This window comes from Prosthecobacter fluviatilis, assembly GCF_055388355.1.
Genome location: NZ_AP043782.1, coordinates 3,993,391 through 4,017,264 on the forward strand (window position 1 = coordinate 3,993,391; position 23,874 = coordinate 4,017,264).

24 protein-coding genes are annotated in these 23,874 nt (G+C 62.3%); 11 read left to right on the plus strand and 13 right to left on the minus strand.

Annotated features, from left to right (window positions below; translation table 11 throughout):
* Window positions 1-92: 92 nt before the first annotated feature.
* Both ACZ5WW_RS15600 and ACZ5WW_RS15605 read right to left on the minus strand, forming a co-directional pair.
* On the minus strand, window positions 93-3,353 hold the full coding sequence (locus ACZ5WW_RS15600) for a tetratricopeptide repeat protein (RefSeq protein WP_377171852.1): 3,261 nt from the start codon (window positions 3,351-3,353) through the stop codon (window positions 93-95).
* Between the two features lie 229 nt (window positions 3,354-3,582).
* Window positions 3,583-4,869 carry a GDSL-type esterase/lipase family protein gene (locus ACZ5WW_RS15605; RefSeq protein WP_377171854.1) on the minus strand — a complete coding sequence of 429 codons (1,287 nt, stop codon included), beginning with the start codon at window positions 4,867-4,869 and terminating at the stop codon, window positions 3,583-3,585.
* Between the two features lie 46 nt (window positions 4,870-4,915).
* Between ACZ5WW_RS15605 and ACZ5WW_RS15610 the strand changes: the two genes are divergently transcribed.
* The 7 genes from ACZ5WW_RS15610 to ACZ5WW_RS15640 all read left to right on the plus strand — a co-directional run bounded on the left by ACZ5WW_RS15610 (window position 4,916) and on the right by ACZ5WW_RS15640 (window position 8,801).
* A complete protein-coding gene (locus ACZ5WW_RS15610; RefSeq protein WP_377171856.1) occupies window positions 4,916-5,935 on the plus strand; it encodes a dihydrodipicolinate synthase family protein in 1,020 nt (339 codons plus the stop codon).
* Window positions 5,936-6,008: 73 nt separating this feature from the next.
* Window positions 6,009-6,503 (plus strand): hypothetical protein, encoded by a 495-nt coding sequence (locus ACZ5WW_RS15615; RefSeq protein WP_377171858.1) that lies wholly within the window; start codon window positions 6,009-6,011, stop codon window positions 6,501-6,503.
* Window positions 6,504-6,506: 3 nt separating this feature from the next.
* Complete coding sequence (locus ACZ5WW_RS15620) at window positions 6,507-7,190, plus strand: DUF6794 domain-containing protein (RefSeq protein WP_377171860.1); 684 nt, start codon at window positions 6,507-6,509, stop codon at window positions 7,188-7,190.
* Window positions 7,191-7,288: 98 nt separating this feature from the next.
* Window positions 7,289-7,678, plus strand: coding sequence for a hypothetical protein (locus tag ACZ5WW_RS15625; RefSeq protein ID WP_464694159.1), 390 nt, complete (start codon window positions 7,289-7,291; stop codon window positions 7,676-7,678).
* Between the two features lie 21 nt (window positions 7,679-7,699).
* Window positions 7,700-7,957, plus strand: coding sequence for a hypothetical protein (locus tag ACZ5WW_RS15630; RefSeq protein ID WP_377171864.1), 258 nt, complete (start codon window positions 7,700-7,702; stop codon window positions 7,955-7,957).
* A 61-nt stretch (window positions 7,958-8,018) separates the two neighbouring features.
* A complete protein-coding gene (locus ACZ5WW_RS15635) occupies window positions 8,019-8,360 on the plus strand; it encodes a S24/S26 family peptidase (protein ID WP_184342434.1) in 342 nt (113 codons plus the stop codon).
* 24 nt (window positions 8,361-8,384) lie between these two features.
* Window positions 8,385-8,801: a hypothetical protein gene (locus ACZ5WW_RS15640; RefSeq protein ID WP_184342432.1), complete on the plus strand. Its 417-nt coding sequence runs from the start codon at window positions 8,385-8,387 to the stop codon at window positions 8,799-8,801.
* On the opposite strand, the gene ACZ5WW_RS15645 is transcribed toward ACZ5WW_RS15640, so the two are convergent.
* The 4 genes from ACZ5WW_RS15645 to mnmM form a co-directional block, all read right to left on the minus strand.
* Entirely contained in the window at window positions 8,792-10,066 is a 1,275-nt protein-coding gene (locus ACZ5WW_RS15645; protein ID WP_377171866.1) for an NlpC/P60 family protein, read from the minus strand. The genes ACZ5WW_RS15640 and ACZ5WW_RS15645 overlap by 10 nt on opposite strands.
* Window positions 10,067-10,271: 205 nt before the next feature.
* Window positions 10,272-11,174, minus strand: coding sequence for an EamA family transporter (locus tag ACZ5WW_RS15650; RefSeq protein WP_377171867.1), 903 nt, complete (start codon window positions 11,172-11,174; stop codon window positions 10,272-10,274).
* Window positions 11,171-12,118 carry an AEC family transporter gene (locus ACZ5WW_RS15655; protein ID WP_377171868.1) on the minus strand — a complete coding sequence of 316 codons (948 nt, stop codon included), beginning with the start codon at window positions 12,116-12,118 and terminating at the stop codon, window positions 11,171-11,173. The genes ACZ5WW_RS15650 and ACZ5WW_RS15655 overlap by 4 nt, the downstream gene beginning before the upstream one ends.
* 381 nt (window positions 12,119-12,499) lie before the next feature.
* On the minus strand, window positions 12,500-13,105 hold the full coding sequence (mnmM, locus tag ACZ5WW_RS15660) for a tRNA 5-(aminomethyl)-2-thiouridylate-methyltransferase MnmM (protein ID WP_377171870.1): 606 nt from the start codon (window positions 13,103-13,105) through the stop codon (window positions 12,500-12,502).
* Between the two features lie 144 nt (window positions 13,106-13,249).
* Here mnmM and ACZ5WW_RS15665 point away from each other — a divergent pair, with 144 nt between their 5' ends.
* The gene (locus tag ACZ5WW_RS15665) at window positions 13,250-14,731 is read left to right on the plus strand and encodes a protein adenylyltransferase SelO (protein WP_377171872.1); all 1,482 of its coding nucleotides are present in this window, start codon (window positions 13,250-13,252) and stop codon (window positions 14,729-14,731) included.
* A gap of 23 nt (window positions 14,732-14,754) precedes the next feature.
* On the opposite strand, the gene ACZ5WW_RS15670 is transcribed toward ACZ5WW_RS15665, so the two are convergent.
* The 3 genes from ACZ5WW_RS15670 to glmS form a co-directional block, all read right to left on the minus strand.
* Window positions 14,755-15,801, minus strand: coding sequence for an NAD(P)/FAD-dependent oxidoreductase (locus tag ACZ5WW_RS15670; protein ID WP_377171874.1), 1,047 nt, complete (start codon window positions 15,799-15,801; stop codon window positions 14,755-14,757).
* A 207-nt stretch (window positions 15,802-16,008) separates the two neighbouring features.
* Window positions 16,009-16,821 carry a hypothetical protein gene (locus tag ACZ5WW_RS15675; protein ID WP_377171876.1) on the minus strand — a complete coding sequence of 271 codons (813 nt, stop codon included), beginning with the start codon at window positions 16,819-16,821 and terminating at the stop codon, window positions 16,009-16,011.
* 23 nt (window positions 16,822-16,844) lie between these two features.
* Window positions 16,845-18,698 (minus strand): glutamine--fructose-6-phosphate transaminase (isomerizing), encoded by a 1,854-nt coding sequence (glmS, locus tag ACZ5WW_RS15680; RefSeq protein WP_377171878.1) that lies wholly within the window; start codon window positions 18,696-18,698, stop codon window positions 16,845-16,847.
* 90 nt (window positions 18,699-18,788) lie between these two features.
* Between glmS and ACZ5WW_RS15685 the strand changes: the two genes are divergently transcribed.
* On the plus strand, window positions 18,789-19,025 hold the full coding sequence (locus tag ACZ5WW_RS15685) for a helix-turn-helix transcriptional regulator (protein ID WP_377171880.1): 237 nt from the start codon (window positions 18,789-18,791) through the stop codon (window positions 19,023-19,025).
* A 67-nt stretch (window positions 19,026-19,092) separates the two neighbouring features.
* On the opposite strand, the gene ACZ5WW_RS15690 is transcribed toward ACZ5WW_RS15685, so the two are convergent.
* The 4 genes from ACZ5WW_RS15690 to ACZ5WW_RS15705 form a co-directional block, all read right to left on the minus strand.
* Complete coding sequence (locus ACZ5WW_RS15690) at window positions 19,093-19,245, minus strand: DUF2256 domain-containing protein (RefSeq protein ID WP_377171882.1); 153 nt, start codon at window positions 19,243-19,245, stop codon at window positions 19,093-19,095.
* Entirely contained in the window at window positions 19,242-20,132 is an 891-nt protein-coding gene (locus tag ACZ5WW_RS15695; protein ID WP_377171886.1) for a TIGR03915 family putative DNA repair protein, read from the minus strand. The genes ACZ5WW_RS15690 and ACZ5WW_RS15695 overlap by 4 nt, the downstream gene beginning before the upstream one ends.
* A gap of 9 nt (window positions 20,133-20,141) precedes the next feature.
* Window positions 20,142-21,431 carry a putative DNA modification/repair radical SAM protein gene (locus ACZ5WW_RS15700; RefSeq protein WP_377171896.1) on the minus strand — a complete coding sequence of 430 codons (1,290 nt, stop codon included), beginning with the start codon at window positions 21,429-21,431 and terminating at the stop codon, window positions 20,142-20,144.
* Window positions 21,432-21,617: 186 nt separating this feature from the next.
* Complete coding sequence (locus tag ACZ5WW_RS15705) at window positions 21,618-22,088, minus strand: MarR family winged helix-turn-helix transcriptional regulator (RefSeq protein WP_377171888.1); 471 nt, start codon at window positions 22,086-22,088, stop codon at window positions 21,618-21,620.
* A gap of 68 nt (window positions 22,089-22,156) precedes the next feature.
* Between ACZ5WW_RS15705 and ACZ5WW_RS15710 the strand changes: the two genes are divergently transcribed.
* Both ACZ5WW_RS15710 and ACZ5WW_RS15715 read left to right on the plus strand, forming a co-directional pair.
* A complete protein-coding gene (locus ACZ5WW_RS15710; RefSeq protein ID WP_377171890.1) occupies window positions 22,157-22,612 on the plus strand; it encodes a cupin domain-containing protein in 456 nt (151 codons plus the stop codon).
* Between the two features lie 219 nt (window positions 22,613-22,831).
* Complete coding sequence (locus tag ACZ5WW_RS15715) at window positions 22,832-23,770, plus strand: cupin domain-containing protein (protein ID WP_377171892.1); 939 nt, start codon at window positions 22,832-22,834, stop codon at window positions 23,768-23,770.
* Window positions 23,771-23,874 lie beyond the last annotated feature (104 nt).

Sequence of the window (23,874 nt, forward strand, 5' to 3'; positions counted from 1 at the left end):
GCAGGCAGCTCAAAAAATTCCGTCGCCTGGCTTGGGCGGTATCAGGGCGGTCCCTTGCTTTCGGCTGTCCATGCAGACAGTGCCGGTCACTTTCAGCGTAAGCTCAGGCTGAGTTTGGGAGCGCCGGAGCCGCCACGGGGCTGATCAAACTCGGCAAGCTTCTGCCGCCATTGAGCTGCCTGGACGGCGTTGCCGGTGGCATCGCTGAACTGGGCCAGCCGCTCGATCGCGCTGCGCAGGCGAAAGCGGTTTTGCGGCGCGAGCATGTCTGCACGTGCATTCAGCCCTTCGTAGCCGGACTGCAGCAGCGGGCCGGCTTCGGCGAATTTTTTCTGCTGCAGCAGAGCCCCGCCCAGCAGGCTCTCGGCGTTGAAGCGCAGCCAATGTTCAGGCTGCTGCTGGACGCACTGTTCCAGGCAGTCCCTGAGAAGCGGTTCCGCCTTGGCAGACAGTCCCTTTTGCAGCCACAGGCTCCCCAGATCAGCCGCAGCTGCGGCCAGGCCGGCGGCGTCTGCAGGGGTGCGCTTGCGCTGGAGGTCCAGCACCTGCTGATACAGCGCCTCGGCCTCTTCCGTTCTGCCGGCGTGGCGGTACGTTTCGGCCAGGCCGGACAAGGTGGCGAGTGTTTCTGCATGCCCGGCACCAAGGACACGCTGCTGGATCTGCAGCAGATCGAGGTAGATCTTTTCAGCCTGGTCATGCTCGCTGCGGCGTTCGTGCATTGCAGCCATGGCATGCATCTGCGCCAGCACATCGGGGTCTCCCGGGCCATAGGCCGTTTTCATGGTTTCGAGCGTTTCGAGCTGCAGCGCGGTGGCCTGTGCGTGCTCCCCTGCGGCATCGAGAGAGGTGGCCAGCCTCTGCATGGAGCGCAGCGTTTGCACATGGCTGAAGCCCAGCACGCGCTGTCTCACCGCCAGCGACTGCTGCCGGAGGCTTGCAGCCTCGGCGTAGCGTCCGTGCGCATCATAGGCCTGTGCGACAGTGTCCATCTGCATGAGGATTTCAGGGTGCTCAGGAGGGAAAGCCGTTTTCAATATCTCCAGCACCTGCTGCTGGGAGGCCTCGGCTTCAGCATGCCTGCCCTGTGTCTCATACTCGTTCGCCAGATGTCTCATTGAGAGCAGGGTCTGCGGGTCCTTCGGGCCTAGCACACGGCGTCTCGCGTCCAGACATTCGTGGTGGAGCCGCAGCGCTTCGGCATGCCGCCCACGTCTTCCCAGCATCTGGGCCACCTGATCTGCCTGCACCAGGGTGTCGGGGTGTTCCACTCCCAGGGACTTGTTCATGATCTCAAGCGCCCCGAAATAAAGCTTCTCCGCCTCCGAGGGCAGGCCCGCCTTTTCACTGGCCTGCGCGGCGATGTTCATCGTCACGAGGGTGCGCGGGTCGCTGGCACCCAGCGCCCGGCGCATTCCTTCCAGCTGTTCGCCACGCCTCTTCACGGCGTCGGCATGCCGGTTCTGCTGGGTGTAGGAGTTCGCCAGCTCACCCAGTGTCGCGAGAGTGTCCAGGTGATCCGCACCGAGCACACGTTTCTGGGCCTGGTAGAGATTGAGAAACAAAGTCTCAGCCTCCACATGCTTCTCCTGTTCGTCGCAGACTGCGGCCAGCACGGAGATCGTCACAAAGGTGTCAGGGTGGTCCGGGCCCAGGGTCTTCTGCTGGGCGGTCAGGGTTTTGCGCAGCAGTGTTTCCGCATCTACAAACCGGCCTTCGGCTTTCATGGCTGTGGCCAGCTGCCGCATGGACCGCAGGGTGTCGCGATGTGCGCCCCCGAGTGCGATTTTGCGCTTCTCCAGCGCCCCCTGGAGCTGCCGCTGCGCGTCCTGCGGCTGTGACAGTGCCAGATAGGTCAGCCCGATCGTCTCCTGCACGCGGGCCCCGGATTCAGGGTTTGCGGCCAGAGAGTCCAGGTGCTCGACACCAGCGTCCAGCATGCGTTTCACCAGCGTGGTGTCCTTTCCCTTCACCGCTTCCGGCGTCAGGAGGGCAAACATCTCCTGCAGAAACCGCGCGGTCATGGAGTAGGACTCGGTCTTCCGCTTGGTGGACACGCGCAGCTCCTCCTGCTTTTCCTTCACCATCAGCCAGCCCATGACTGCCATGGCACACGTCAGCAGCAGCACCATCACGGCCGCGAGTGCGAACCACGCCCGGTGCTCGCTGATGAAAGTGCCAAAGGCAGTGCCCTGGAGCTCCTGTTTCTCTTCCTTGGCTGCCGCTTCCTTGAGGTAGGGCAGGAAGTCATTCTCCATGGCATCCACGGTGACGTAGCGGCTTTCAGGGCGCTTCTCCAGGGCACGCATGACGATCCAGTCGAAATGCTCCTCCAGCAGCTCAGGGTAGGCGGCCGTGCTCTCCTTGCGGTTCAGGGCCAGTCCGGTGAGCTGGGCCTTTGGCAGCGAGCGCATCAGGGCGGATGGCTTTTCCGGGAGTGTCTCGCACACGACCTTCTTCACCTCATTCAGGTGCTCTGCGGCGGCCTTGGGCGCGGGGATGGGCAGTCGGCCGGTGATCAGCTCGTACAGCAGCATGCCCAGCGCGTAGATGTCTGTGCGGGCGTCGATCGATTTTACCGAAACATACTCCGGCGAGAAGTAGGCCACTGGCGCCCGCAGCTGGCCAGTTGGGGCCACGAGGGCATAGTTCATCGCCCTGGCGATGCCAAAGTCCGTCACTTTCACCACCGGCTGCCCTTGGTCCCCCCATCTGACCAGGATGTTGGACGGCTGCAGGTCTGCATGCACTACACCTTTGAGGTGGGCGTGATGGATGGCATCACAGGCCTGGATGAAAAGCCGCACACGCGCGAGGAGCGACAGCTTCTGGTCATCGCAAAACTTCGTGATGGGCGTTCCATGCAGCAGCTCGGTCACGAGATAGGGCCTGCCAGCCGGAGTCATGCCGCAGGCGTGAGGCCGGGCGATGTCAGGGTGGTCCAGCAGCGCCAGCGCATGCTTCTGCGCCTCGTAGCGGATCAGGAAATCATTGGCGGCTGCGGCCACGATCTTGATGGCCACAAACTCCGCCACGCGCTGATTCCGCTCTGCCATCCACAAGGTGCTGCTGGTGCTGTCATCAATGACCTGCAGCAGCCGGTACGGGCCGATCATGTCTCCCGGCTTTTCTCCCAGGTGGCCGCTGGCGGGCGCTTTCGGCACCCGGATCCCGCGCGTCCGGCGCTGCCGGCCACCATCGCCGGAGTGGTTTCGCAGCCGGTCCCAGACCTCATTCCACAATGCCGTGTCTTTCCCACAGGCTGCTGTGAGGAAAACATGGCGTTCAATGTGGTTCGCACGTTCGAGCGCCTCATTGAAGAGCTGCTCGACGCGGGCAGGGTCGTGGCTCATAGAAAAACGGACTGGCTATGAATTCCATAACAGTACGCCTTCCCTTGACCTAGGACATTGAATCAGACTTTAAACGACTCTTAACAGCTGTTCACCGAATACTCAGCGCAGAACAATGTTCGGAACTGATAAATGGCAAGGTACGAGCAGCATTGGTAAAGCATAAGTACTCACCTAACTCGAACTTATCTTAGTCTATTGAGCACTATATACCAAGGAGCGAGACCGCTCATCGCACGAGTTCGCCTACCAGCAGGATCGCCCCAGGGTAGAAGCTGGTTCCGGCGAAGCGCTCCGGTTTGTCGATCTTGTTGCCGTTCTTGGCCAGGATGGCGGCCTTGTCCAGCTCCTTGGAGTCGATCACGATCTTCACCGTGTGCTCCTTGTCTTCCAGATCCGTGCCGATCATGAGCGTGCTCAGGCGGTGGTAGGTGCAGTAGGCGTCGATACGCGGCACAAAGCTCGCCGGCTTGTCATCCAGCGTCACGCTCACCTGCCCGCAGTCCGGGCCCACGATGTCATAGATGGCGCAGCGGGTGCCTTTGAACTTGAAGGTGATCGTGTCTCCGGGCTGGCTGCCTTTGTGCAGTGCCGTCATGCGGTTGGCCCAGCGCTTGCCAAAGTCATCTGTCTTGGAATCGAGCAGCTTAAAACCGGGGGACAGCGTGGCAGCCGTGATCGGCAGCAGCTTGGCCTGTTCATAGTTCGTGGCGATGAAGGGTGCCCCCAGCGTGTGCGGGCCGGTCTTCTTGGAGGCGGCAGTGATGGGCTCCAGCGAGCGCACGATGGCCGCCAGATACAGCTCATGCCCCGTCTCCGGGTGCGGGTGTACGCTGTCCGGGGCAAAGACAAATTTCCCCTCCAGCGCCTTCTTCTCCTCGTCCGTCTTCGGCAGCTTGGCCTTCCACGCCAGCTTGCCCTCCTTGGCCAGCTTTGCCACCTCCATGCCCATGTGGATGGTCGGGATGCCGTAGTGATCCGCGATCTTCTCCATCGCGCTCGCCGAGCGCTGGAATTTGCCCTCCAGCATCGCAGGCACCAGCGCCTCCGTGATCGTGTAGACAAAGCAGATGTCGCAGTCAGGCAGTGCCTTCCATGTCTGGCGCACGATGCCCTCCATGCAGCGGAAGATCTGCTCCGGCGCGGCACCGCCGTCATTCACGGCGAACTCCACAAACATCAGGTCCGGCTTCTGATCCAGCACATCCTGCTTCAGGCGGAAAACCCCCAGGTCTGAGCCCGTGCCGCCGATCGCCGCATTGATCTCGCTGAACTTCGCCTGCGGGTACGCCTTCTGGAAGTGCGCCAGCGTCTTCGGCCGCCAGCCGTTCTGCGCCGTGATGGAGCCGCCCAGGTAGCCGATCTTCACCTCAGCGCCCGGGGTGTTTGCCTTGGCCAGGAAATTTGAAAGGCCGGCGCGCGGGTGGCATTCCTGCGCGGGGACCAGTGGAAACTCGTCCGCAGCTGGAAGAGCAGTGGCGACGGCAAAAAGCGAAAACAGAAGATGGCGCAGCATGGGGAGAGATGAAAGGTTGAGCCGTCAGCATGCGAAGCAAAACAGCATGAACAACTTCGACTTTCGCCCCACGCTCCAGCACGGCATCGCCATCCCTGCGCATCCCCTCGCGCTCACCGCGCAGAGAAAGCTCGACGAGCGCCGCCAGCGCGCACTCGCACGCTACTACATCGCCGCCGGAGTCGGCGGCCTCGCCGTCGGCGTGCACACCACCCAGTTCGCCATCCGCGATCCCAAGTTCGGCCTCTTCAAACCCGTGCTCGAACTGGCCAAGGAAGAGATGGACCGCGCCCCCGGCTACCTCGTGCGCATCGGCGGCATCTGCGGTGCCACACCGCAGGCCGTGGCGGAGGCCGAGCTGCTGCGCGGTCTCGGCTACCACGCCGGACTCCTCAGCCTCGGCGCGCTGCGCACCGCCACCGAGGATGAAATGATCGCCCATTGTCGCGCCGTCACGCAGGTCCTGCCCGTCGTCGGCTTCTACCTGCAGCCCAGCGTCGGCGGGTGCGTGCTGCCCTACTCTTTTTGGCGACGCTTTGCCGAGATCGAAAACATCGTCGCCATCAAGATGGCTCCCTTCAATCGCTACCAGACCCTCGATGTCGTCCGCGCCGTCATCGAAGCCGAACGCGATGACATCGCCCTCTACACCGGCAACGACGACAACATCGTCGCCGACTTCCTCACGCCCTATCGTGTCGGCGGCAAAGAGCGCCGCATCGTCGGCGGCCTCCTCGGCCACTGGTCCGTGTGGACCCAGCGCGCCGTGCAGCTTCTGGAACAGTGCCGCAACGCCGAAGCCACCTCCGCCCTGCTGCGCCTCGGCATCGAAGTCACCGACGCCAACGCCGCCTTCTTCGACTCCGCCAACGCCTTCCACGGCTGCATCGCCGGCCTCCACGAAGTCCTCCGCCGCCAGGGCCTGCTGGAGGGTCTCTGGTGCCTCGACGAACACGAATCCCTCAGCCCCGGCCAGATGGAAGAAATCGACCGCGTCTATGTCGCCTACCCGCATTTGAATGACGATGCTTTCGTGGCGGAGCATCGGGATGAGTGGCTGAGGTGAGAACGTGATATATACGGGCATTCAAATCACGCGTTCTGTAAACTTTTTCGCACAGTCCAATTCAATATCGTACATGCACTCTTTGCCCGGCAAGGTCATCATGTTCTGCGGCACCCATCGAGGTGAAGCATCAGATTGTGTCGAGTGGGCGTTGGAGGCTCTGTGCCAGGGCTACGATTCGCCGTCACTGCGGATTCTCGCGGGTCTTATCCCACCGTTCACTACCTTTGAGGTTCGTGATTATGCCACGAAGGCTCTTCGAGAGTTGGATATATCCATTCCAGTCGGGGCTGCTGCCATTTCCGCCTATGCCAAAGACCTTGTCTTGGACATTGTGGTTCAACCATCATTGATGCAGGGATCTCTTCGACTGCTATGTGATTTGTGCATAGCTGAAGATTATCAGCAAGACATTTACGACTTCTATCTCCTCCGCTGGGCCTACGATGACTTGCAGCAGGAGCCTGTTCAGTGGTATTGGAATGGTGCTGATCGATCCAATATACACCAGATCATTCTTGAAAGATGTCACGCTTGGTTGGTGGAGCACAATGCAAAGGCGACTTAGCTTATGAGGCGCATCACCACTCTCATTTTTCTACTGGCTGCCGGCAGCCTGTTGTTTGCCGATGAGAAGAAGGCAGCACCAGAAAAGCAGCCTGCTCAAGTGCAGGCAAAGAAGGCGGAAATGCCACCTCCAAAGACTCTGGAAGAAGCACATCAGCGGTTGGAAAAATTGCTTCCAAAGGATGAGCTGGCGAAGATTGACGCCATGAAGGCTGAAGATGAAATGATCGAGTACCATTTCGGACTTGGCATGTGGATGCGGAACGAGTGGGGTCTTTGGGGAGGTGGGCCGTTGGCGCAGTACATGAACAAGCTCGGGTTTCATCATCCCGATGACATGTCCGGCGTCATTTTGGAGACCTTTTGGTGCCAGCGGCACAACAAGGATTTCCGCCTGAAAGAGCGGGCTGCTTCTAATGAGGCCTACTGGAAGGCTGCAGCAAACCCTCCTGCAACAGCCAAAGATCCGAAAGACGGTTCGAAAGTGGAATGGAATATGTCATTTGGAGCCGGTGATGACAAAAGCCCTCGACAGATCCATGTCGGCAAAAGCAAGAAGACCGGACGTTGGCTGGCCTACGAGCACGACAAAGGTGTTTACGAACCGGACGCAGCTCTCTTGAAGCGCATCAAAGACAGCGAAAGTTCAGATCCTTTGGGCCCATATGAGAAGCCGATCAGCAAGTAGCCCAGGACGAAAGTGCCTCTCTTCATGAAGCTATCAGTGAACAATGCGGCACACCGTCTAACCGAAACCCGTTCAACTACACTATTATGCCAGCCGGAATGGACCATCCAGAACTCGGGGCAATAGCCTTCGGCGTCACCAAGCTGGTGGGATACTGCATTGCCGCCCACCTGATCTCAAAGTGCTACAAGAAGAATCCATCCCAGTGGTTCGTGATTGGGCTGACGCGGACGATTATTGGAATCGCCTTTGGCTATCCGTACGTGCACATGATCACGCCTGCACTGGGCAGTCCTCTTTTCCTGCTTGGACTGATACCGCTGCGCATGATCGAATGGCTCTTGCTCATCATGCTTTTCTACGACCGGCGGCTGACCAACAAGCGGCGTGCTTTGGCGGTGAGCACTACTTGGATGATCTGGTCATTTCTGCTCGATATACCCGCAATCGCCGGTTGGTTTGTCATCGGTGGGTTCTGGATTTGTTGAAGGCAGCAAATGATCTTTGGCATGAAGCGCATTTTCCAAGAAATCGATATTCATATCCTTTACATCCAATGCTTCCTTTTGCTTGGGGTGGCTGTTCTCCCGCATCGGACATGGGCCTTGCTCATTCTGGCCATTATTCCGCAGGGGCTAATTCTCACGCGGGCTTTCATCGACTACCCGGCTTTCAAACAGCCCGCCGCTGGGTACGTGATCGTAAACGAAGCCGTTGTTGTGGCTTCTGTGGCCACCTGTCTCATGCTCTGGCGGACGATTGGCTGAATTTGAACATGTGAAAGTTCATAAGGTGCCATAACCATCTCTCTCATACATCAAAGCACCTATGGGCTGGGTCAATGAAGCACTCGAACAACTGTCCGCCGGACAGGACGCGCACATTCGCCCTCAAGGCGGCTCCATGCGGGGCCGGATTGAGAGCGGAGATCTGGTCACGCTGTCTCCGGTGGATGCGCGTGAGGTGAAGGTCGATGACGTGGTGCTCGTGCAGTGGCAGCGCAGCTACCTGCTGCATCTGGTGCGGGAGATTCGCGGCGACGAGTTTCTGATCGGCAATAACCTGGGAAAGATCAACGGCTGGGTCAAAGCACAAGCTGTTCGCGGCCGTGTGGTCAGCGTGGTGCATGATGCTTCTGTCTCCCCTGACTCAGACTTTAGCACTGTTTGAAGCTTAGGCATCACCATCCATCTCGTGAACGAAAACCAACAACCTATTCCGCACGGACTCGATATGCTCTCTCGATTAGACGAGACGCGGGTGCACTTCCTCTGGCATTTCGACTGGTGGGATGGTCCATTGCATGGGTTGGCAGAGTATGATGGCCAAAAGGCATGGTTCGTATTCCACGACATGGATGAGCTTGGTCGTCACTACTATTATCGGCTTTACCTCCTCACTGATGCACAGGCTGCTGAAGCGGAGTTGTGGTACGCGACTCGGGGCACGTACGACGCCGCGACGCAGCGCTGGCTTGGCAGGGACGAAGTTCGTCATGATTCCTCATGGGTTGGTCCAGATGTTTCCGCTCGGCAGCCTATTGGCTGGTTTGCTGACGGCTCTAACTCGGACTTTTATGGCATCCAGGTTATTCGTAACTCTCACTGCTGAAAAAACCTTCTCACCGAACTCACCGCGCGGTCCACTCTCTGCTCGAAGGCACTCTTCGGCGGAGCCCCAGGTGTGCGACGGCGGGTGGTTGAGGTCGCCACCGTGGTGCTGCGTTTCTTGGTCGTCGCAGCTTTGGGTTTGGAGGTGGTGGAGGTCTTGGCGGGAGCGTCGGCCTTGCTCTCTACGACGGCAGTTTTCTTCGCCGTAGATTCCAGCGGTGTGTCGGTGGTGACGGCCACAGCCTTGCGCACTTCTTCCTTGGGCTCAGCCGGTTCTTTGGTCGCAGCGACTGGCGAGTCCTTCGGTGCAGACGTCTTCGGAGTCACAGATGCAACCACTTTTGGGGGCGATGCTTCTTTGACCACGGCAGTCTCTTTCACCACCGGCATCTCCTTGGTCACAGCCGCTGGTGTCACTGCCGCGATCACCGGCCGCTCAGGCTCGATGGGCTTGGGCTCAGGCGGCAGCAGTCCCGGAGACGGCCCGTAGGCGTAGAAGTGCTTGGTGCTGCCGGGTTGGGGCAGGCTGAAGTCAAAGACGCTCACGCCGCTGCGGCGCTCGCCCATGTAGCTGCGGCCGTCGCTGGAGCCGAAGACAATGCGCTTGCCGGTCTTCTTGAGCTTGCCCAGATACACCATCACGTGGGTCACAGGCAGCTTGCGCGTGGTCTCGGTGGGGCTGGTCCAGAAAAGCAGGTCGCCGGGCTTGAGCGCGGCGAACTCCTCGTTGTCAAAACTGGTGGCCGTGGGCGTGAGGTGGAGCTGCGATTTTTTGTCCACCCAGTTGCACATCTCATCAGACTGTCGCGGCACGTCCTTCAGTCCCTGGAAGTGCAGCACATGATAAATGGTGCCGGAGCAGTCCATGCCGCCCTTGCTCGGCTCATGAGAGCCGTAGAGGTAGCCCAGCTCCAAATGCGTGAGAGCGAGGCAGCTCTGCACCAGGCTCTGGATCTGTTTCGGATATTGTTCAAAGCCGCGGATGTCCTCGATGCTGAGCGTGGAGACCAGCGCATGCGTCGGCGTGGCGGCGGCTTCGTCATCATCCGCCTTGGCTTTGGCGGCATCCTTGTCCTTGGCGTCGGTTTTCGCCGCAGTGGACTTCGCGGGAGTGGCATCGCTCTCCGTCCCCGACTTCTTTGCAGCAGTGCTCTGCCCGGCAGTGGCTTGCTTTTTCTTGGTGCCGGACGTGGTGGCCGCAATCAGCGGAGTGCCTGTCCAGACTGCCAGCCACACGACCAGCAGAAGGCGCAGTGACGTTTGCATGAGATTCAGGGGGTTTGAGGGTGAACAACGGCAATTTAGACACAACCCGGCGCAAAAGTGATCAAATCATTTCCGAAGGCTGCCTTGGAGCGGAATGAAAGTAGCCTTGTTGCTTGCAACAAGGGAGCGCTCCGCAGCATTCATATCGCGCAAATTTTCAAAGCGTTGGTGTTTGCAACAACTTCCCCGTTCCGCAGGAACTGGGCTACTTTTGCATCCGCGAGATCACCGCACAAATCACCCCCGCCATCATCAGCAGCGCGGCCACGACACGGATGCCGTAGGCTTTGCCAGACTCATGCCGCTCGCGATTTCCCAGCAGCGGCCCCAGCACGGCCACCACCGCCAGGCTCCACATGCCACGCGTGGCATACACCACGTTCACACCCACGGCGTCATTGAAATACGCCAGCGAGAGACCCAGCGTCATCGACTGCGCGGCGATCAGCGCGCTGCCGCCGAGCGACCACTGCGTGGCGCGGTTCCAGGGAATCGGCGGGCGTTTGGGCAGCAGCGTCATCGACAGCAGCGAGAGCACCCCGGTCGTGCCGGACATGAGGGCAAGAAAAGTCTTCGGACCAAAAGTGGGGGCCCATTTTTGCAGAAACACATCCGCAAAGGCGTAGAGCGCCGCGCTGATCAGCGCCATCACCACCGGCCCCGCGAGGCGCGCGCCCTTCGGCGTTTTGAAATCCGTGGCGCTCATGAGAAAGATGCCGCCCGTGGTGATGATGGCCGCCACCCACATCAGCGGCTTCATGCTGCCCGCGATGAAGAGGCTGGCTCCCAGCGCCACAAACACCACCTTGGACCCCAGCACCGGCGTCACCAGCGACACATCCCCGCGCTGCATTGCGATGAAGGTAAACCACCCGCCCGTGAAAAACAGCACTCCCAGGCCGACAGGCACATACCAGAGATCCCAGGAGACAGGCTGCGTCTCAAAGAAGACGAGCGGAAAAAACGCCAGCGTGCTTGTCCAGTTGTTGATGTGAAAGCACGCCATCGGGTGCGCGCCCTCCACCAGCGCCTTTTTCAGCAGCAAGGAAGCGATCGCGTAGCCGATGGCGGAGCCGAGCGGGAAGAGCAGATACCAGGGAAGATTCATGCGCCGACGAGTTTCAGACCCCAGGCGATGACGAGAGGCGTGGAGATGCAGCTCACGACGGTGGTGGCTATGACGACCTGCACGGCGGTGGAGGCATGGCCGCCGTAGAGGCGTGCGATCATGATGTTAAACACCGCCGAAGGCATGGCCGCCTGCACCACGATCACTCGTTTCAGCTCCAGGCTGATGGGCAGGTGGTAGGCCGCCAGCAGAAAGGCCACGGGGATGATGCCCAGGCGCAGGATCGGGCTCACGATGGCCACCTTCCACTGCATGGCCCCCTGTCCCCAAAGATCGGCGATGGACGCGCCGATCAGCAGCACCGCCAGCGGCACCGCGCAGGCACCTAGCATGGTGAAGGTGTTGTGCGCCACCTGCGGCACATGCGCATGCAGACCGGTGAAGTTCAGCAGGAGGGAGGTCAGGATGGTGAGCACCGGCGCATTCAGCGCCAGCCGCCAGGGTGCCTTGTCCAGCCCCGTCAGCAGGCCCACCCCGGCCGTCCAGCAGGCCAGCTCCACCCCCAGCGTGAAGGTGAAGAGCACTCCCAGCGTTCCCTTGTCTGGAAACAGGGCCGTCACAATCGGGATGGCCACAAAGCCGTAATTCTGCAGCCCGCAGGCCACGCTGAAGGTGCGGCGGCCTTCGCCTTTTTTCAGCCCCACCAGCGGCGCCACGAAATACGTGAAGGCGATTCCTAGCGCCACCAGCGCATAGCCCAGCCCTGCGGCCACCAGTACCGGCGGCAGGCGCATCACGGCCGGGTTTCCCACCACGCGCTCGATGATGAGCGCGGGCGTCAGCATCATCACCGAGAGCTTCATGAGGCTGGTGTCCGCCTCCGGCTTCAGCAGCCCCGTGCGTCGTGCCAGCGCCCCGGCCCCCATCGTGAGATACACCGGCACGGCCACGGAGAGGATGCTGAGGTAGTCGAGGTTGGCCATGGCGCGTGGCGTTCAGCTAGGCCGTGAAGTACGTTTCTGCAAGTACCTCGGGCCAGGGAGTGCCCATGCCACACAAACGTATCTATACTTTTCTTCGGCTGCGTCTGTGGTGCGGAGAATCCTTCTCCTCCCTTGGTTTGCAGCCTTCCGGGAGGAGGAAGAGGAAAAGGAAGATAGGCAGACATTGATGCTCTGCCGGCGATGTCGCAGTTCGGAAGTACGACAGGCACTCCTGCCTGTCGATCAGCGCTCCGCCAACACCCACGGCTTGCGAGTCAACCCGCCATGCCGCCCCAGCAGCCTGACGTTTTTTGTCTATCGGTTTGGAATTGGGCCTGCACCAGGGTGTTTGCTGTGCCTCTGACGAGTGCCCATCGTACCTCATCCCCTCTTCCACACCACCCACAGCTCCGGTGGCGAGGCGGACCGGTTGATCGGGCGCAGGTGCTGCACCTCGTTGCGGCGCGACTCCAGCCCCGCAGCCCACGCGGCGATGCTGCGCCCCTCCTCGGCCCCGCCTTCATGCCCGGGGTACACGGCGATGGTCAGCAGCCCCCCCGGCCGCAGCAGCTCCAGCGCGGCCTGTACCGCTATCATCGTCGTCTCAGTGCGCGTGATCAGCGTCTTATCCGTGCCTGGCAGGTAGCCCAGATTGAACATGATGGCGCTGATTTTCCCATGCAGCTCCGCCGGCACGTGCTCGCGCATGGTTTCATGGCCGGAGTGAATGAGGGTGGTCATCTCCGCCGGCACACGCTTCGCCGTTTCCACCAGTGCGGGCGCCTGCACATCAAAGGCATACACATGGCCGCCGGGGCTTACGCATTGCGTGAGGAAAAGCGTGTCATGCCCGTTGCCCATCGTCGCGTCGATCACCACATCTCCCGGCTGCAGGCGGTCCTTCAGCATGAGCTGGGCCCACAGCACGGAGGAGGGCAGGCCGCCATTGGGGCTGGCGAGGTGGGGTTTGTGGGGGGCGGGTGTCATGGGCGGTCAGGTGCGCTTCTTTGCAGCAGGAATCCGCCTTTTGCATGCGGGATGTGGGGACGTCCCCGGCACTCATGGCCTGCCAGCCCTCCATGAGCATTGGACTTGCCGCCCCGCATGACGCATGGGGGGCGTATTCCCTGCATGTCTGAGTCTGTGATTTCATCCTCCGTCTCCGCGCCCGGTCTGGCTGGCTGGCACCTGGAGCACACCTATGCCAAGCTCCCCGCGCTGTTTTACGAGCACCTCGGCCCCACGCCGGTGAAGGGGCCGCGCATGGTGGTGTTCAATCACGCGCTGGCAAAGGAGCTGGGGCTCAACGGGGCCGTGCTCGCAGAGCAGGCGGCGGTCTTTGCTGGCAATGAACTGCCGGAGGGCGCAAAGCCGCTGGCGCAGGCCTATGCCGGGCATCAGTACGGAAACTTCACCGGCCTCGGCGATGGCCGTGCCATCCTGCTGGGAGAGCAGGTGACGCCCTCGGGCGGGCGCTTCGACGTTCAGCTCAAAGGCTCCGGGCCCACGCCTTTCTCACGGCGTGGGGACGGTCGTGCGGCACTGGGGCCCATGCTGCGTGAATACATCATCAGCGAGGCCATGCACGCGCTGGGCATCCCCACCACGCGCAGTCTCGCGGTGGCGGCCACGGGGGAGAAAGTCTGGCGCCAGGAGGTGCAGCCGGGCGCGGTGCTCACCCGCATCGCCGCCAGCCACATTCGCGTGGGTACCTTTGAGTGGGCGGCGGCTCACAGGGACAAGGAGGCGCTGCGCGCCCTGGCAGAGTACACCCTCCGGCGGCACTACCCGGACTGCGCCGAGACGGACGAACCTGGCCTGGCCCTGCTCCGCGCGGCGATGCAGCGTCAGGCTGCGCTCATCGCCCAATGGCAGTGCGTGGGCTTTATCCATGGGGTGATGAACACGGACAACATGGCGCTCAGCGGCGAGACCATCGACTATGGCCCCTGCGCTTTCATGGATGCCTTTGACCCCGCCACTGTGTTCAGCAGCATCGACCGCCACGGGCGCTACGCCTACGGCAGCCAGCCGCAGATCGCGCAGTGGAATCTGGCCCGCCTGGCGGAGGCTCTGCTACCCCTGCTGCATGCGGATGAAAAGCAGGCCGTGGAGGTGGCCAATGCGGAGATCGCGGCCTTTAAAACGATGTTTGAGCAGCGCTGGCTCTCCGGCATGCGCGCCAAGCTGGGGCTCTTCACCGAGGAGCCGGAGGACCGCGCCCTGATCGAAAGCCTGCTGACATGGATGCGCGATCAAAAAGCGGATTTCACCAACACATTCCGCGAGCTGAGCCAGTCGGGTAATACAATGTTGTACAACGATGCGGCTTTCGCGGAGTGGCATGCACGGTGGCAGGCCCGGCTGAGACAGCAGCCCCAGTCCATGGAGGCAGTGGCTGAGCAGATGCGTACGCACAATCCGGCCGTCATTCCACGCAATCATCAGGTGGAGGGGGCCCTCTCGGCTGCGGCTGAGCGCGCGGACCTGAGTGTGATGCAGCGCCTGCTGGAGGTGCTGGCACGGCCTTATGAGGACCGCGAGGGACAGGCGGAGTACCGCCAGCCATCGGGGCTTGCACCGGGCGAGTACCAGACCTTTTGCGGGACGTGAAGGCGGGGGCCAAAGACCTCCCCTCACACCCCGTTGCGCTGCAGGTCCAGCTCGGGGTCCAGAGGTTTTGCGTCCAGCAGGTGCTCGATGAGGTGCCGCGCCAGCCAGGGGCTGCGCAGCGAGCCCTTGGAGCCTAAGCCGTTGAGGAAGGCCACGCGTGGATGCGAGGGGTGGGTGCCCATGAGCGCCTGCTGGTTCTTGATGATGGGCCGCACGGCAGTCTGTGCGGCGGTGATGGCAGCCGGCACCTTGAGCAGACTGTGCAGATTCGCCTCGAGCTGTGCCACCTGGGCGGGGTCGGGGATGTTGGCATCCTCAAACTTCCATTCGTAGGTCGATCCGGCGCGCAGGCTGCCATCTGGCCGGGGAAGGAGCCAGCAGCTGCGGTTGAGGATACGCCGCTCTCCCTGCATCTCAGCCTGCACCGTGAGGATGGTGCCGCGTGCAGACTGAAAAGGCACCCAGCTGAAAAGCGGGTGCTTTTCCGCGCTCCAGCCCTGTGCCCAGATGACGTGGGAAAAGCGCCGCCCCTGCCACTCCACGCCGGTGCCGTCATCCCGCACATCGGCGGGCTGCACGTCGGCTTTCACCCAGGCATCGAGCGAGGCGAAGAAATCACGGCTGGCACGCAGGTACGCGGGGGTGTCCAGCCAGGCGGCATGGCGCTGCTGGAAGCCGTTTTCCGGGCTGTGAATGACCTCCGCATCCAGCTTCGGTGGCTGCGGGTGGAGAAAAGGCTGCATGTCCGGGTCGCACCGGCGCTTCTGCCATTTGGCCATTTCAGCCTCGCTTTTCAGCAGCCGCACGTAGCCGCGTGGGAAGAAAAAGCGCTGGCCCAACCGCTGGCCACAGCGGCGGTAAAAAATCAGCGCTTCACGGTAAAACATTGTATAACGCCAGCTCACCGTCAAGCGCATCCCGGTGATGGGGGTGATCAGCCCCGCCGCCACCTTCGAGCATGTGACCGGCTCATCGCGATCCACGACAAGAAAAGGCACACCACGTTCCCATAGATGCCAGGCCAGCGCTGTGCCTGCGAGCCCCTGACCGATGATGAGGATGGTTTGCACAGTGACGAATCAGTAAATCCGAATAACTAAGGTGGAATGCAGGTCTCACGGTGGTGAGGCTGCTTGCTCCCGGGTGGCTATGAACTTGTGTCAGCCTTCGGGGTTCGTCATTCGGATTTACTCATTCGTCATTTTCTGAGCGGCTCGCTTCGAAGCGAGTGCGTGACGATGAACGAAGACGACGGTTCTTTGCACCACCAGGCCGTTCTACGGCTGCTTCTCCACCATCACCTGCATGATCTCCTTGAACTTCTCATGGGTTTTGGTGACCTGCTCCGCCGTGGGCGTGCCCGGGGTGGTGCTGCGCCAAAGGCTGCTGATTTCCTCAATCGCAACTCCGATGTGCTTGATCATCGGCTCTTCATGCTTGGGCATGCCGAGGCGGTTGAAGTCATCGCGGATCTCCTGGAGGATCACGGGCGAGCCGATGCATAGCGGCCGTACCTCGGAGGTGGCATTTTCCACGACCACCGTGGAGACAATCTCCAGCAGCCGCAGCCAGAGGCCGAGATCGATCATCACCGCCAGGTCGTCATCCTTCTGCTCGTGCAGCAGGCGGATCAGCACCTGGTGGCTGTCCACGATCTCGTTGCGCAGCTCTTTCCACTCGTCGCTTTCAGCCATTTTGCCCTGGGCCATCAGGCGGGGCAGCAGTTTCTCCCCCAGACCCAGCGTGCGGCAGTAGCTGAGCACTTCCTGGTTGTTGTTGCGGAACTGCTGGGAGTCCCCCGCCTGCCAGATGAGAAAGCTGTCCGCCATCAGGCTGCCGAGAATCAGGGACGCACGCCCGCGGTCTGTCGGCGGGGTAGGCGGCGGCGGGCGAAACAGCAGCCGCCAGCGCGCCTTGGTGCGCTGGCCGATCGCGTCGAGAAAATCCGCCGGTGTCTGGTTTCTCAGAATAATGGCCGTTACGGCTTCTTCCTGCGCTGGCTCATCCGCCCCTGAGGCCACCCCACCCAGGCACAACCCCAGCGCTACGAGGCAAATCGTACGGCGGGAGCGGGGTGGGAGAGCGGGCATAGGTGGGAGCTAACACCATTATTTTACTCCACTGTAACACTTTTGGCCAGATTTCTCGGTTTATCCACATCACAACCACGCGCAACGGCGGTGTAGTAGGACAGGAGCTGCAGCGGAACGACGTTCAGGATCGGCGTCAGGTAGGACGGGCAGTCCGGCACGTAGATGACGTCATCGGTGATGCGCTCCAGCTCGGTGCGGCCTTCCGTAGTGACGGCGATCACCGGGCCTTTGCGGGCACGCACTTCCTCGATGTTGCTCACGTTTTTGTCGAAGACGGCGTCGTCCGGGGCGATGAAGACGGAGGGCATGTCCGGCTTCACCAGGGCGATGACGCCGTGCTTCAGCTCCGCGCTCGGGTGGCCGCTCGCGTAGATGTAGCTGATCTCCTTCATCTTCAGCGCGCCTTCCAGCGCCACGGGGTAGTTCATCTGGCGGCCCATGAAGAGCATGCCCTCGGCGTGGCAGTGCTTTTCAGCGATGGCCTTGATCTTGTCCGCCTGCTTGAGGATCTGCACGATCTTGTCCGGCAGCGCCTCCAGCTCGTCGATCATCTCCAGCCCGTCCACGCTGGAAAGGTGGTGGATGCGGCCCAGCAGCAGGCTCAGCAGCGTGAGGATGGTGACCTGGGAGGTGAAAGTCTTCGTCGCGGCCACGCCGATCTCCGGCCCGGCGTGGATGTACACGCCGCCGTCGCTCTCGCGGGCGATCGTGCTGCCCACGGTGTTCACGATGCCGAGGCAGCGGATCCCCTTGCGCTGGCCCTCACGCATGGCGGCCAGGGTGTCGATCGTCTCGCCGCTCTGGCTCATCACAAACTGCAGCGTGTTCTTGTTCGCGGGCACGTTGCGGTAGCGGAATTCGGAAGCGATCTCCACCTCCGTGGGCACGCGGGCCAGGGACTCGATGAGGTACTCGCCCACCATCGCGGCGTGGTAGGCGGTGCCGCACCCGGCGAGGATGATGCGGTCGATCTGCACCAGCTCCTTCGGGCTCATGTTCAGCCCGCCCATGATGGCGGTGCACTCATCGCGCGAAAGGCGGCCGCGCATCGCATTGCGCAGGGAATTCGGCTGCTCGTAGATCTCCTTGAGCATGAAGTGTGGGAACTCACCCTTCTCCGCGTCATCCGCGCTGAACTCCACACGGCTCACCTTCACCTCCGCCGGCACACCCTGGTGGGACTGCACGTCGTAGCGGTCCTTGGTGATGGTGACGATGTCGTAGTCGTTGAGGTAAACGACATCGCGCGTGTGGGCCACCACAGCCGAAACATCACTGGCCAGGAAGTGCTCATGGTCCCCCAGGCCGACGATGAGCGGGCTGCCGAGGCGGGCGCCGACGATCACGCCGGGCAGGTCTGCGTGCATGACGGCGATGCCGTAGGTGCCCTTCACACGGGCCAGGGCGGCCTTCACGGCATTCACCAGGCGCAGCGTGCCGTCCGGCTCCTTGGACTCGTCGAAGTAGGTGCCCACCAGGTGGGAGAGCACCTCGGTGTCTGTCTGCGAGAGGAAGGTGTGGCCTTTCGCCGTCAGCTGGTCGCGCAGCGTCTGGTAGTTTTCGATCACCCCGTTGTGTACCAGCACCAGCTTGCCGTTCTGGTCCGGGTGCGGGTGGGCGTTCACATCCGTAGCGGGTCCGTGGGTGGCCCAGCGGGTGTGCGAGATGCCCATGGTGCCCAGCGGGTTGGCCTCCGTGACTGCCTGGCGCAGATTGTCGATCCGGCCGGCGCGTTTCAAGATCCGGAGATTTTCGCCGCCACCGTTCAGGGCCATGCCCGCCGAGTCATAGCCGCGATATTCCAGACGACGCAGCCCGTCCAAAAGGATGGAGCTGGCCTGACGATTGCCGATGTATCCAACGATTCCGCACATGTGTAGGTAAGAAAAAAGGGTAAAGGAGCCCTGCTCAAACTGGCAGGGCAGCACGATACCCCCTCGCAGAACCCACGCCAGCAGTTCGTGGTGAACGCATTTTTTCTTTACTCGAAGGAAGTCGGGGCCAAAAGCCAGCCAATGAACGCGGACGGCGGCGGCATTGTCAGCACCTGCATGAGCCATAAAACCAGCCTCACCCCCAGAGAGAAGGAGATCCAGAGCCTCCTCGCCCGGGGCAAATCACCCGAAGCCATCGCCATCCGCCTGGGCATGAAACTCTCCAAGGTGCTGATGGCCATCGCCATGATGCCCAAGCTGCTTTGACGCGGGAGCCCCGCTCGTCCATCCCGCCTCCTCGGTGGCCTGCGTGCGGCGCAGCTCCGGCACGGTATCAGCCCTTGCTGCCCGGCCTGTCACGTCGGCAGCGGTCGCTGCAGTATTTCACCTCGTCCCAGACCTTTTCCCACTTCTTGCGCCAGGTGAAGGGGCGGCCGCAGGTGAGGCAGGGCTTGCTGGGCAGGTGCTGCTTTTTCACGCCTTTCATGGCACGTCGGAGTCCGGGGTGGCGGCGGCTTCCTGCTGCTGGTTCATGGCGTGCAGGGACTTCAGGTAGGCATTGTTGGGGGCGGGCTTCACACCGCGCTCCTCAGTTTCCAGCATGCCCTGCACGCGCTGGGCGCTGCCTGCGATCAGATCGGCAATCAGCGAGGCCTCGGGCAGGTTTTTCCAGTATTTCTTGGGCATCTCCGACTGCATCGCGCTGATCTTGACGCGGGCGGGATTGAAGATGCTGCGGTAGTAGGTGCGCCACAGCTCGTCCTGCGCGTCTTCATCCGGAGCGCTGCTGCGCGGCACTCCTGCGGTGAAATGCAGCCGCGTGCCATCCCAGTGCGCGCACTCATAGGGAGTGAGAATGGACCAGTCCATGCCGGCAAAGCGCTTCTCAAAAAACGGCGTGGCCAGCCGCACGATGCGGTGCTCGGGCTCAAACCACGCCACGAACTGCTCGCGTCCCGTGGCCGCCGAGGTGCCCACAAGACGGAAGCGCACAAAGGCGTGCATCTTGTGGATGTCCCGCCCCACCGCTTTGCACCAGTCCTGGAGCTGGCGCATGTCGGGGTCGGTGGGCATGGAGAGGACGTGGCGCTCCGCCCCGACGGTGAGCCGCCAGAGCACGCGGTACAGCATGGCCCAGCGCCTTGCATCGGTGTGCGCAGCGGCGCTGCGGGCCAGGTCGAGAAAGGCGGGCGGCACTTTGATGGCCTGTGCGCCCGGTGGGTGCATGAGGGCAGGCTCCTCCTGGGCAAACAGCGGGGACTCCTGCGCGTCGTCCACCCACAGCACGTCCTCGGGAGGCACCCGCTGGGCCAGCAGCTGGCGGGCGGTGCTGCGCCAGGCTTCATACTCGGGCTCGATGACGATGGTGCGCATGGGCTGGCATCAGAGCTCCCCCGATCTCGCCGAAAGGAGGTCGCCGGGGGTCGGTGCGGGCGGAGCGCCAAAGTTGATCTCAAGCTGCTCGGGCGGTGGCAGGAAGCGCGCGCGCAGGGAGTCGCTGTCCAGCCCGAGGCGGGCCGGGTGGTGGTCCGCTGCGACGATGAAGGGCAGGATCTTTTTCATCTGCAGCCGCAGGCGTACCAGGTCGGCCAGCCGCAGCCGCGTGTAGCGCCGTGCCGCCAGGATGCGCTCCACATTCCGCACGCCCAGGCCGGGGATGCGCAGCAGCATCTCGCGCGGGGCACGGTTCACATCCACAGGGAAGCTGGCCCGGTTCCGCAGCGCCCAGGAGAGCTTGGGGTCCAGCGCCAGATCCAGCTGCGGAGCCTCTGCGGAGGCGATCTCCTCCACCTTGAACTCGTAAAAGCGCAGCAGCCAGTCAGCCTGGTAGAGGCGGTGCTCGCGGATCAGCGGCGGGGCCTTCAGCGGCAGGATGCTGGAGGGCTCCGGGATGGGGCTGAAGGCCGAGTAATAGACGCGGCGCAGGCGGTGCGCGGTGTAGAGCTTGTCCGCACAGCCCAGGATGGTGGCATCGGTGGACGCATCGGCCCCCACCAGCATCTGGGTGCTCTGGCCGGTCGCAAAAGGCGGAGGCCGGGGCGCGTTGGGGCGGCGCTTTTCGGCATGGCGCTCCTCGATCTTTCCCCGGATATGTCCCATCGCCTCCTCCGTGCGCGCGAGGTTTTTCTCCGGGGCCAGGGTGTTCAGGCTCTGCTGGCTCGGGAGCTCCACATTGATGCTGATGCGGTCCGCATAGCGCCCCGCCAGCGCGATGAGCGCCTGCGAGGCCTCCGGGATGGTCTTGAGGTGGATGTAGCCGCGGAACTGGTGCTCCTCCCGGAGCTTCCGTGCCACCTCGATCACGAGCTCCATGGTGTAGTCCGCGCTGCGGATGATGCCGCTGCTGAGAAAGAGGCCCTCGATGTAGTTCCTCTTGTAAAAGTCCAGCGTCAGCTGCACCACCTCGTCCGGGGTGAAGCGCGCCCGCGCCACGTTGCTGGACCGCCGGTTGATGCAGTAGTGGCAGTCGTACAGGCAGGCGTTCGTCATGAGCACCTTCATCAGCGAGACGCAGCGCCCGTCGGGGGTGTAGGAGTGGCAGATGCCCATGCCTCCCGTCGAGCCCACGCCCTGGCTGCCCCGGGAATCCTTCCGCGCCGCGCCGCTGCTCGCGCACGAAGCATCATACTTCGCCGCATCGGCCAGGATTTCGAGTTTGCGCGTGACGTCCATCATGGGTGCCGTGGGTCTCTACGTCTCCGCCCTCCGCGCCGCCGCTCTTTCCACGCCTTTCCGCCCGCAGCCACACCGTCGGCAGCACAGCCCAGTGGAGGTGAAAGCAAAGCGTCGGCAGGGAGCAGGCATGCCGCATGGATAGCTGTTCTTTGGAACAGTTTCAATCGCAGATGCTGCCCGTCATCATTCCGGCTCTTCGGGCAGCGTCAGGATCGCTTCGTCCAGCTCGGCCAGGGCGCTGCGCAGGGTTTGGAGCTTGCTGCGGCCGATTTTTTTCCCCAGCTCCTCCTCCAGGCGCGTGCTGGCTGCGAGCAGGGCCTTCATGAAGACCTCTCCGCGCCGGGTCAGCAGCACCCGTTTGGCACGCCGGTCCACCGGATCTGCACCCACCGTCACATAGTCATGTTTCGCCAGATGCTCCACCAGATAGGCCATGCTCTGCTTGGTCAGGCCTGAGACTTCGGCGAGATCGGTCAGCCGCGAGCCTTCCGGGGCCAGGTGGCGGAACACCACGCTGTGGGAGGGCCGGATCTCCCCAAACCCGCCCGCCGCCATCTCTGCATAGAGACGTTTCGAAAGCCGCTGATACGGCAGGCGCAGCAGGGCGCCCAGCGTGCGCGCCTGCTCGGGAAAAGAAGTGGGGGAAAGGCTCATGAAGGCAATGCCAGCTTGACATTAGTCAGAGAAACTGTCAATATAGTCAGTCTTTCTGACCATCTACCATGAGCACCGAAACCTCCCCTCCCTCATCCATGCTCCTCCGCGCCCAGGACACCCCGGCGCTCGACGTCTTCGGCACCCAGGTCACCGTGCTCGGCGGCGCGGCGCAGACAGCCGGCGTGTTCTCCCTGGCGCGCATCGTCTGTCCTCCCGGCACCGGTGCCCCGCCTCACACGCATGTGGAAACCGAGCACTTCCACGTGCTGCGCGGCCGCCTGACCGTGCAGCGCGCGGATGAGCAGCTGGAGCTCCTGCCGGGAGACACGATTCACATCCCCTCGGGCCTGCCCCATGCGTTTGCGAACCGCTCTGCGGCCGAAACAGAGTTCATCTCCGCCGCCACGCCAGGGGGCCACGAGCATTTCTTCCGCGAGGCAGACGAGCTCTCGCGCAGCGGCCGCTTCAATCCGGAGACTGCCGGCGCACTCTGCCAGCGCCATGGCATCACCCTGCTCTGAGGCGGAGGAGAGCATGGGATCGGCAGGCGATTGAGCTTGAGGGGCCGGGTGCATCGGCTGCGCAGTGGCTGACACAGGCACTCAAAGACAGCGGCCAACGTGCCGGGACCGGCTTTCGCACGTGAGTGGCTGGCACCAGGCACGAGCCGCGACCGACAAAATGGCTTCCCTTGCCGCTTCCATGCTGCCTATACTTCGCCTGACACCCAGCCCAACGCCATGACTGCCACCCCCTCAGACTCCGCCCCGACCTGCAACCAAGAATGGGAAAAGCACGGCTTGTTCTTCGAGTATGGCAGCGCGGCGAATCCGCGCATGCCCAAGATCGGCATTGAGGTGTTTCCGCCCTCGATGCATCACCTCGCCGAGAGCAAGATCATTCCGCTGGATCTGTCCCAGAAGCTGCAGACGAGCCACCCTGCCACCGGGCCGAATCTTCTGGCCCATTTCGTGCACATCGCCCCAGGTGAGGAGCTGGCCACCTCCTGCCATGCCAGCAGCCAGGTCTTTTATGTGATTCGCGGCGCGGGTTTCAGCGTGATCGATGGCAGGAAGCTGAGCTGGAAAACGGGCGATTTGTTTGCGCTGCCTGTGACCGGCGAGATCCGGCACTGCGCGAGTGAGGACAGCGCTTTCTACTGGGTGAACGACCAGCCGCTGATGGATTTCCTGGGTGCCAGGCCCACCCGCCCGAGGTTCCGGCCGCTGTATTTCTCCCGTGAGCTGCTGACCAGCGAGCTGGAGAAGGTGCGAAAGGAGAACGAGGGGAAGGACAAGAACCGCAACGGCATCCTGCTGGCGAATCCTGACTGCCCGCAGACGAAGACGCTGACGCACTCCATGTGGTCGCTGTACAATCTGCTGCCTGCGAAGAGCAAACAGAAGGCGCACCGGCACAACTCCATCGCCCTCGATTTCGCCGTGAAGGCCACGGAGGGTGTTTACACCATGATCGGCCGCGATCTGGATGCCGATGGCAACATCATTGACCCCGTCCGCGCCAACTGGGTGGCCGGTGGCGCCTTCGTGACGCCGCCCGGCTGGTGGCACTCCCATCACAACGAAAGCGACGAGGACGCCATCGTTCTGCCGGTGCAGGATGCGGGTCTGCACACCTACATGCAGACGCTCGACATCCAGTTTGCGCATGGGTATTGAGCGGGGATTCCGGTGTGTGTGAGCCCCTGAGGCATGCTATCCATATGACGGGAGTGGGCTGAATGCTTGGCCTCTTGCTCATTTGCACCGCCCCCTTCGCTAAA

Coding starts and splice junctions, on each gene's coding strand:
- ACZ5WW_RS15600 (WP_377171852.1), bottom strand. CDS start 3,353: ATGAGCCACGACCCTGCCCGCGTCGAGCAGCTCTTCAATGAGGCGCTC.
- ACZ5WW_RS15605 (WP_377171854.1), bottom strand. CDS start 4,869: ATGCTGCGCCATCTTCTGTTTTCGCTTTTTGCCGTCGCCACTGCTCTT.
- ACZ5WW_RS15610 (WP_377171856.1), top strand. CDS start 4,916: ATGAACAACTTCGACTTTCGCCCCACGCTCCAGCACGGCATCGCCATC.
- ACZ5WW_RS15615 (WP_377171858.1), top strand. CDS start 6,009: ATGCACTCTTTGCCCGGCAAGGTCATCATGTTCTGCGGCACCCATCGA.
- ACZ5WW_RS15620 (WP_377171860.1), top strand. CDS start 6,507: ATGAGGCGCATCACCACTCTCATTTTTCTACTGGCTGCCGGCAGCCTG.
- ACZ5WW_RS15625 (WP_464694159.1), top strand. CDS start 7,289: ATGGACCATCCAGAACTCGGGGCAATAGCCTTCGGCGTCACCAAGCTG.
- ACZ5WW_RS15630 (WP_377171864.1), top strand. CDS start 7,700: ATGAAGCGCATTTTCCAAGAAATCGATATTCATATCCTTTACATCCAA.
- ACZ5WW_RS15635 (WP_184342434.1), top strand. CDS start 8,019: ATGGGCTGGGTCAATGAAGCACTCGAACAACTGTCCGCCGGACAGGAC.
- ACZ5WW_RS15645 (WP_377171866.1), bottom strand. CDS start 10,066: ATGCAAACGTCACTGCGCCTTCTGCTGGTCGTGTGGCTGGCAGTCTGG.
- ACZ5WW_RS15650 (WP_377171867.1), bottom strand. CDS start 11,174: ATGAATCTTCCCTGGTATCTGCTCTTCCCGCTCGGCTCCGCCATCGGC.
- ACZ5WW_RS15655 (WP_377171868.1), bottom strand. CDS start 12,118: ATGGCCAACCTCGACTACCTCAGCATCCTCTCCGTGGCCGTGCCGGTG.
- mnmM (WP_377171870.1), bottom strand. CDS start 13,105: ATGACACCCGCCCCCCACAAACCCCACCTCGCCAGCCCCAATGGCGGC.
- ACZ5WW_RS15665 (WP_377171872.1), top strand. CDS start 13,250: ATGTCTGAGTCTGTGATTTCATCCTCCGTCTCCGCGCCCGGTCTGGCT.
- ACZ5WW_RS15675 (WP_377171876.1), bottom strand. CDS start 16,821: ATGCCCGCTCTCCCACCCCGCTCCCGCCGTACGATTTGCCTCGTAGCG.
- glmS (WP_377171878.1), bottom strand. CDS start 18,698: ATGTGCGGAATCGTTGGATACATCGGCAATCGTCAGGCCAGCTCCATC.
- ACZ5WW_RS15690 (WP_377171882.1), bottom strand. CDS start 19,245: ATGAAAGGCGTGAAAAAGCAGCACCTGCCCAGCAAGCCCTGCCTCACC.
- ACZ5WW_RS15695 (WP_377171886.1), bottom strand. CDS start 20,132: ATGCGCACCATCGTCATCGAGCCCGAGTATGAAGCCTGGCGCAGCACC.
- ACZ5WW_RS15700 (WP_377171896.1), bottom strand. CDS start 21,431: ATGGACGTCACGCGCAAACTCGAAATCCTGGCCGATGCGGCGAAGTAT.
- ACZ5WW_RS15705 (WP_377171888.1), bottom strand. CDS start 22,088: ATGAGCCTTTCCCCCACTTCTTTTCCCGAGCAGGCGCGCACGCTGGGC.
- ACZ5WW_RS15710 (WP_377171890.1), top strand. CDS start 22,157: ATGAGCACCGAAACCTCCCCTCCCTCATCCATGCTCCTCCGCGCCCAG.
- ACZ5WW_RS15715 (WP_377171892.1), top strand. CDS start 22,832: ATGACTGCCACCCCCTCAGACTCCGCCCCGACCTGCAACCAAGAATGG.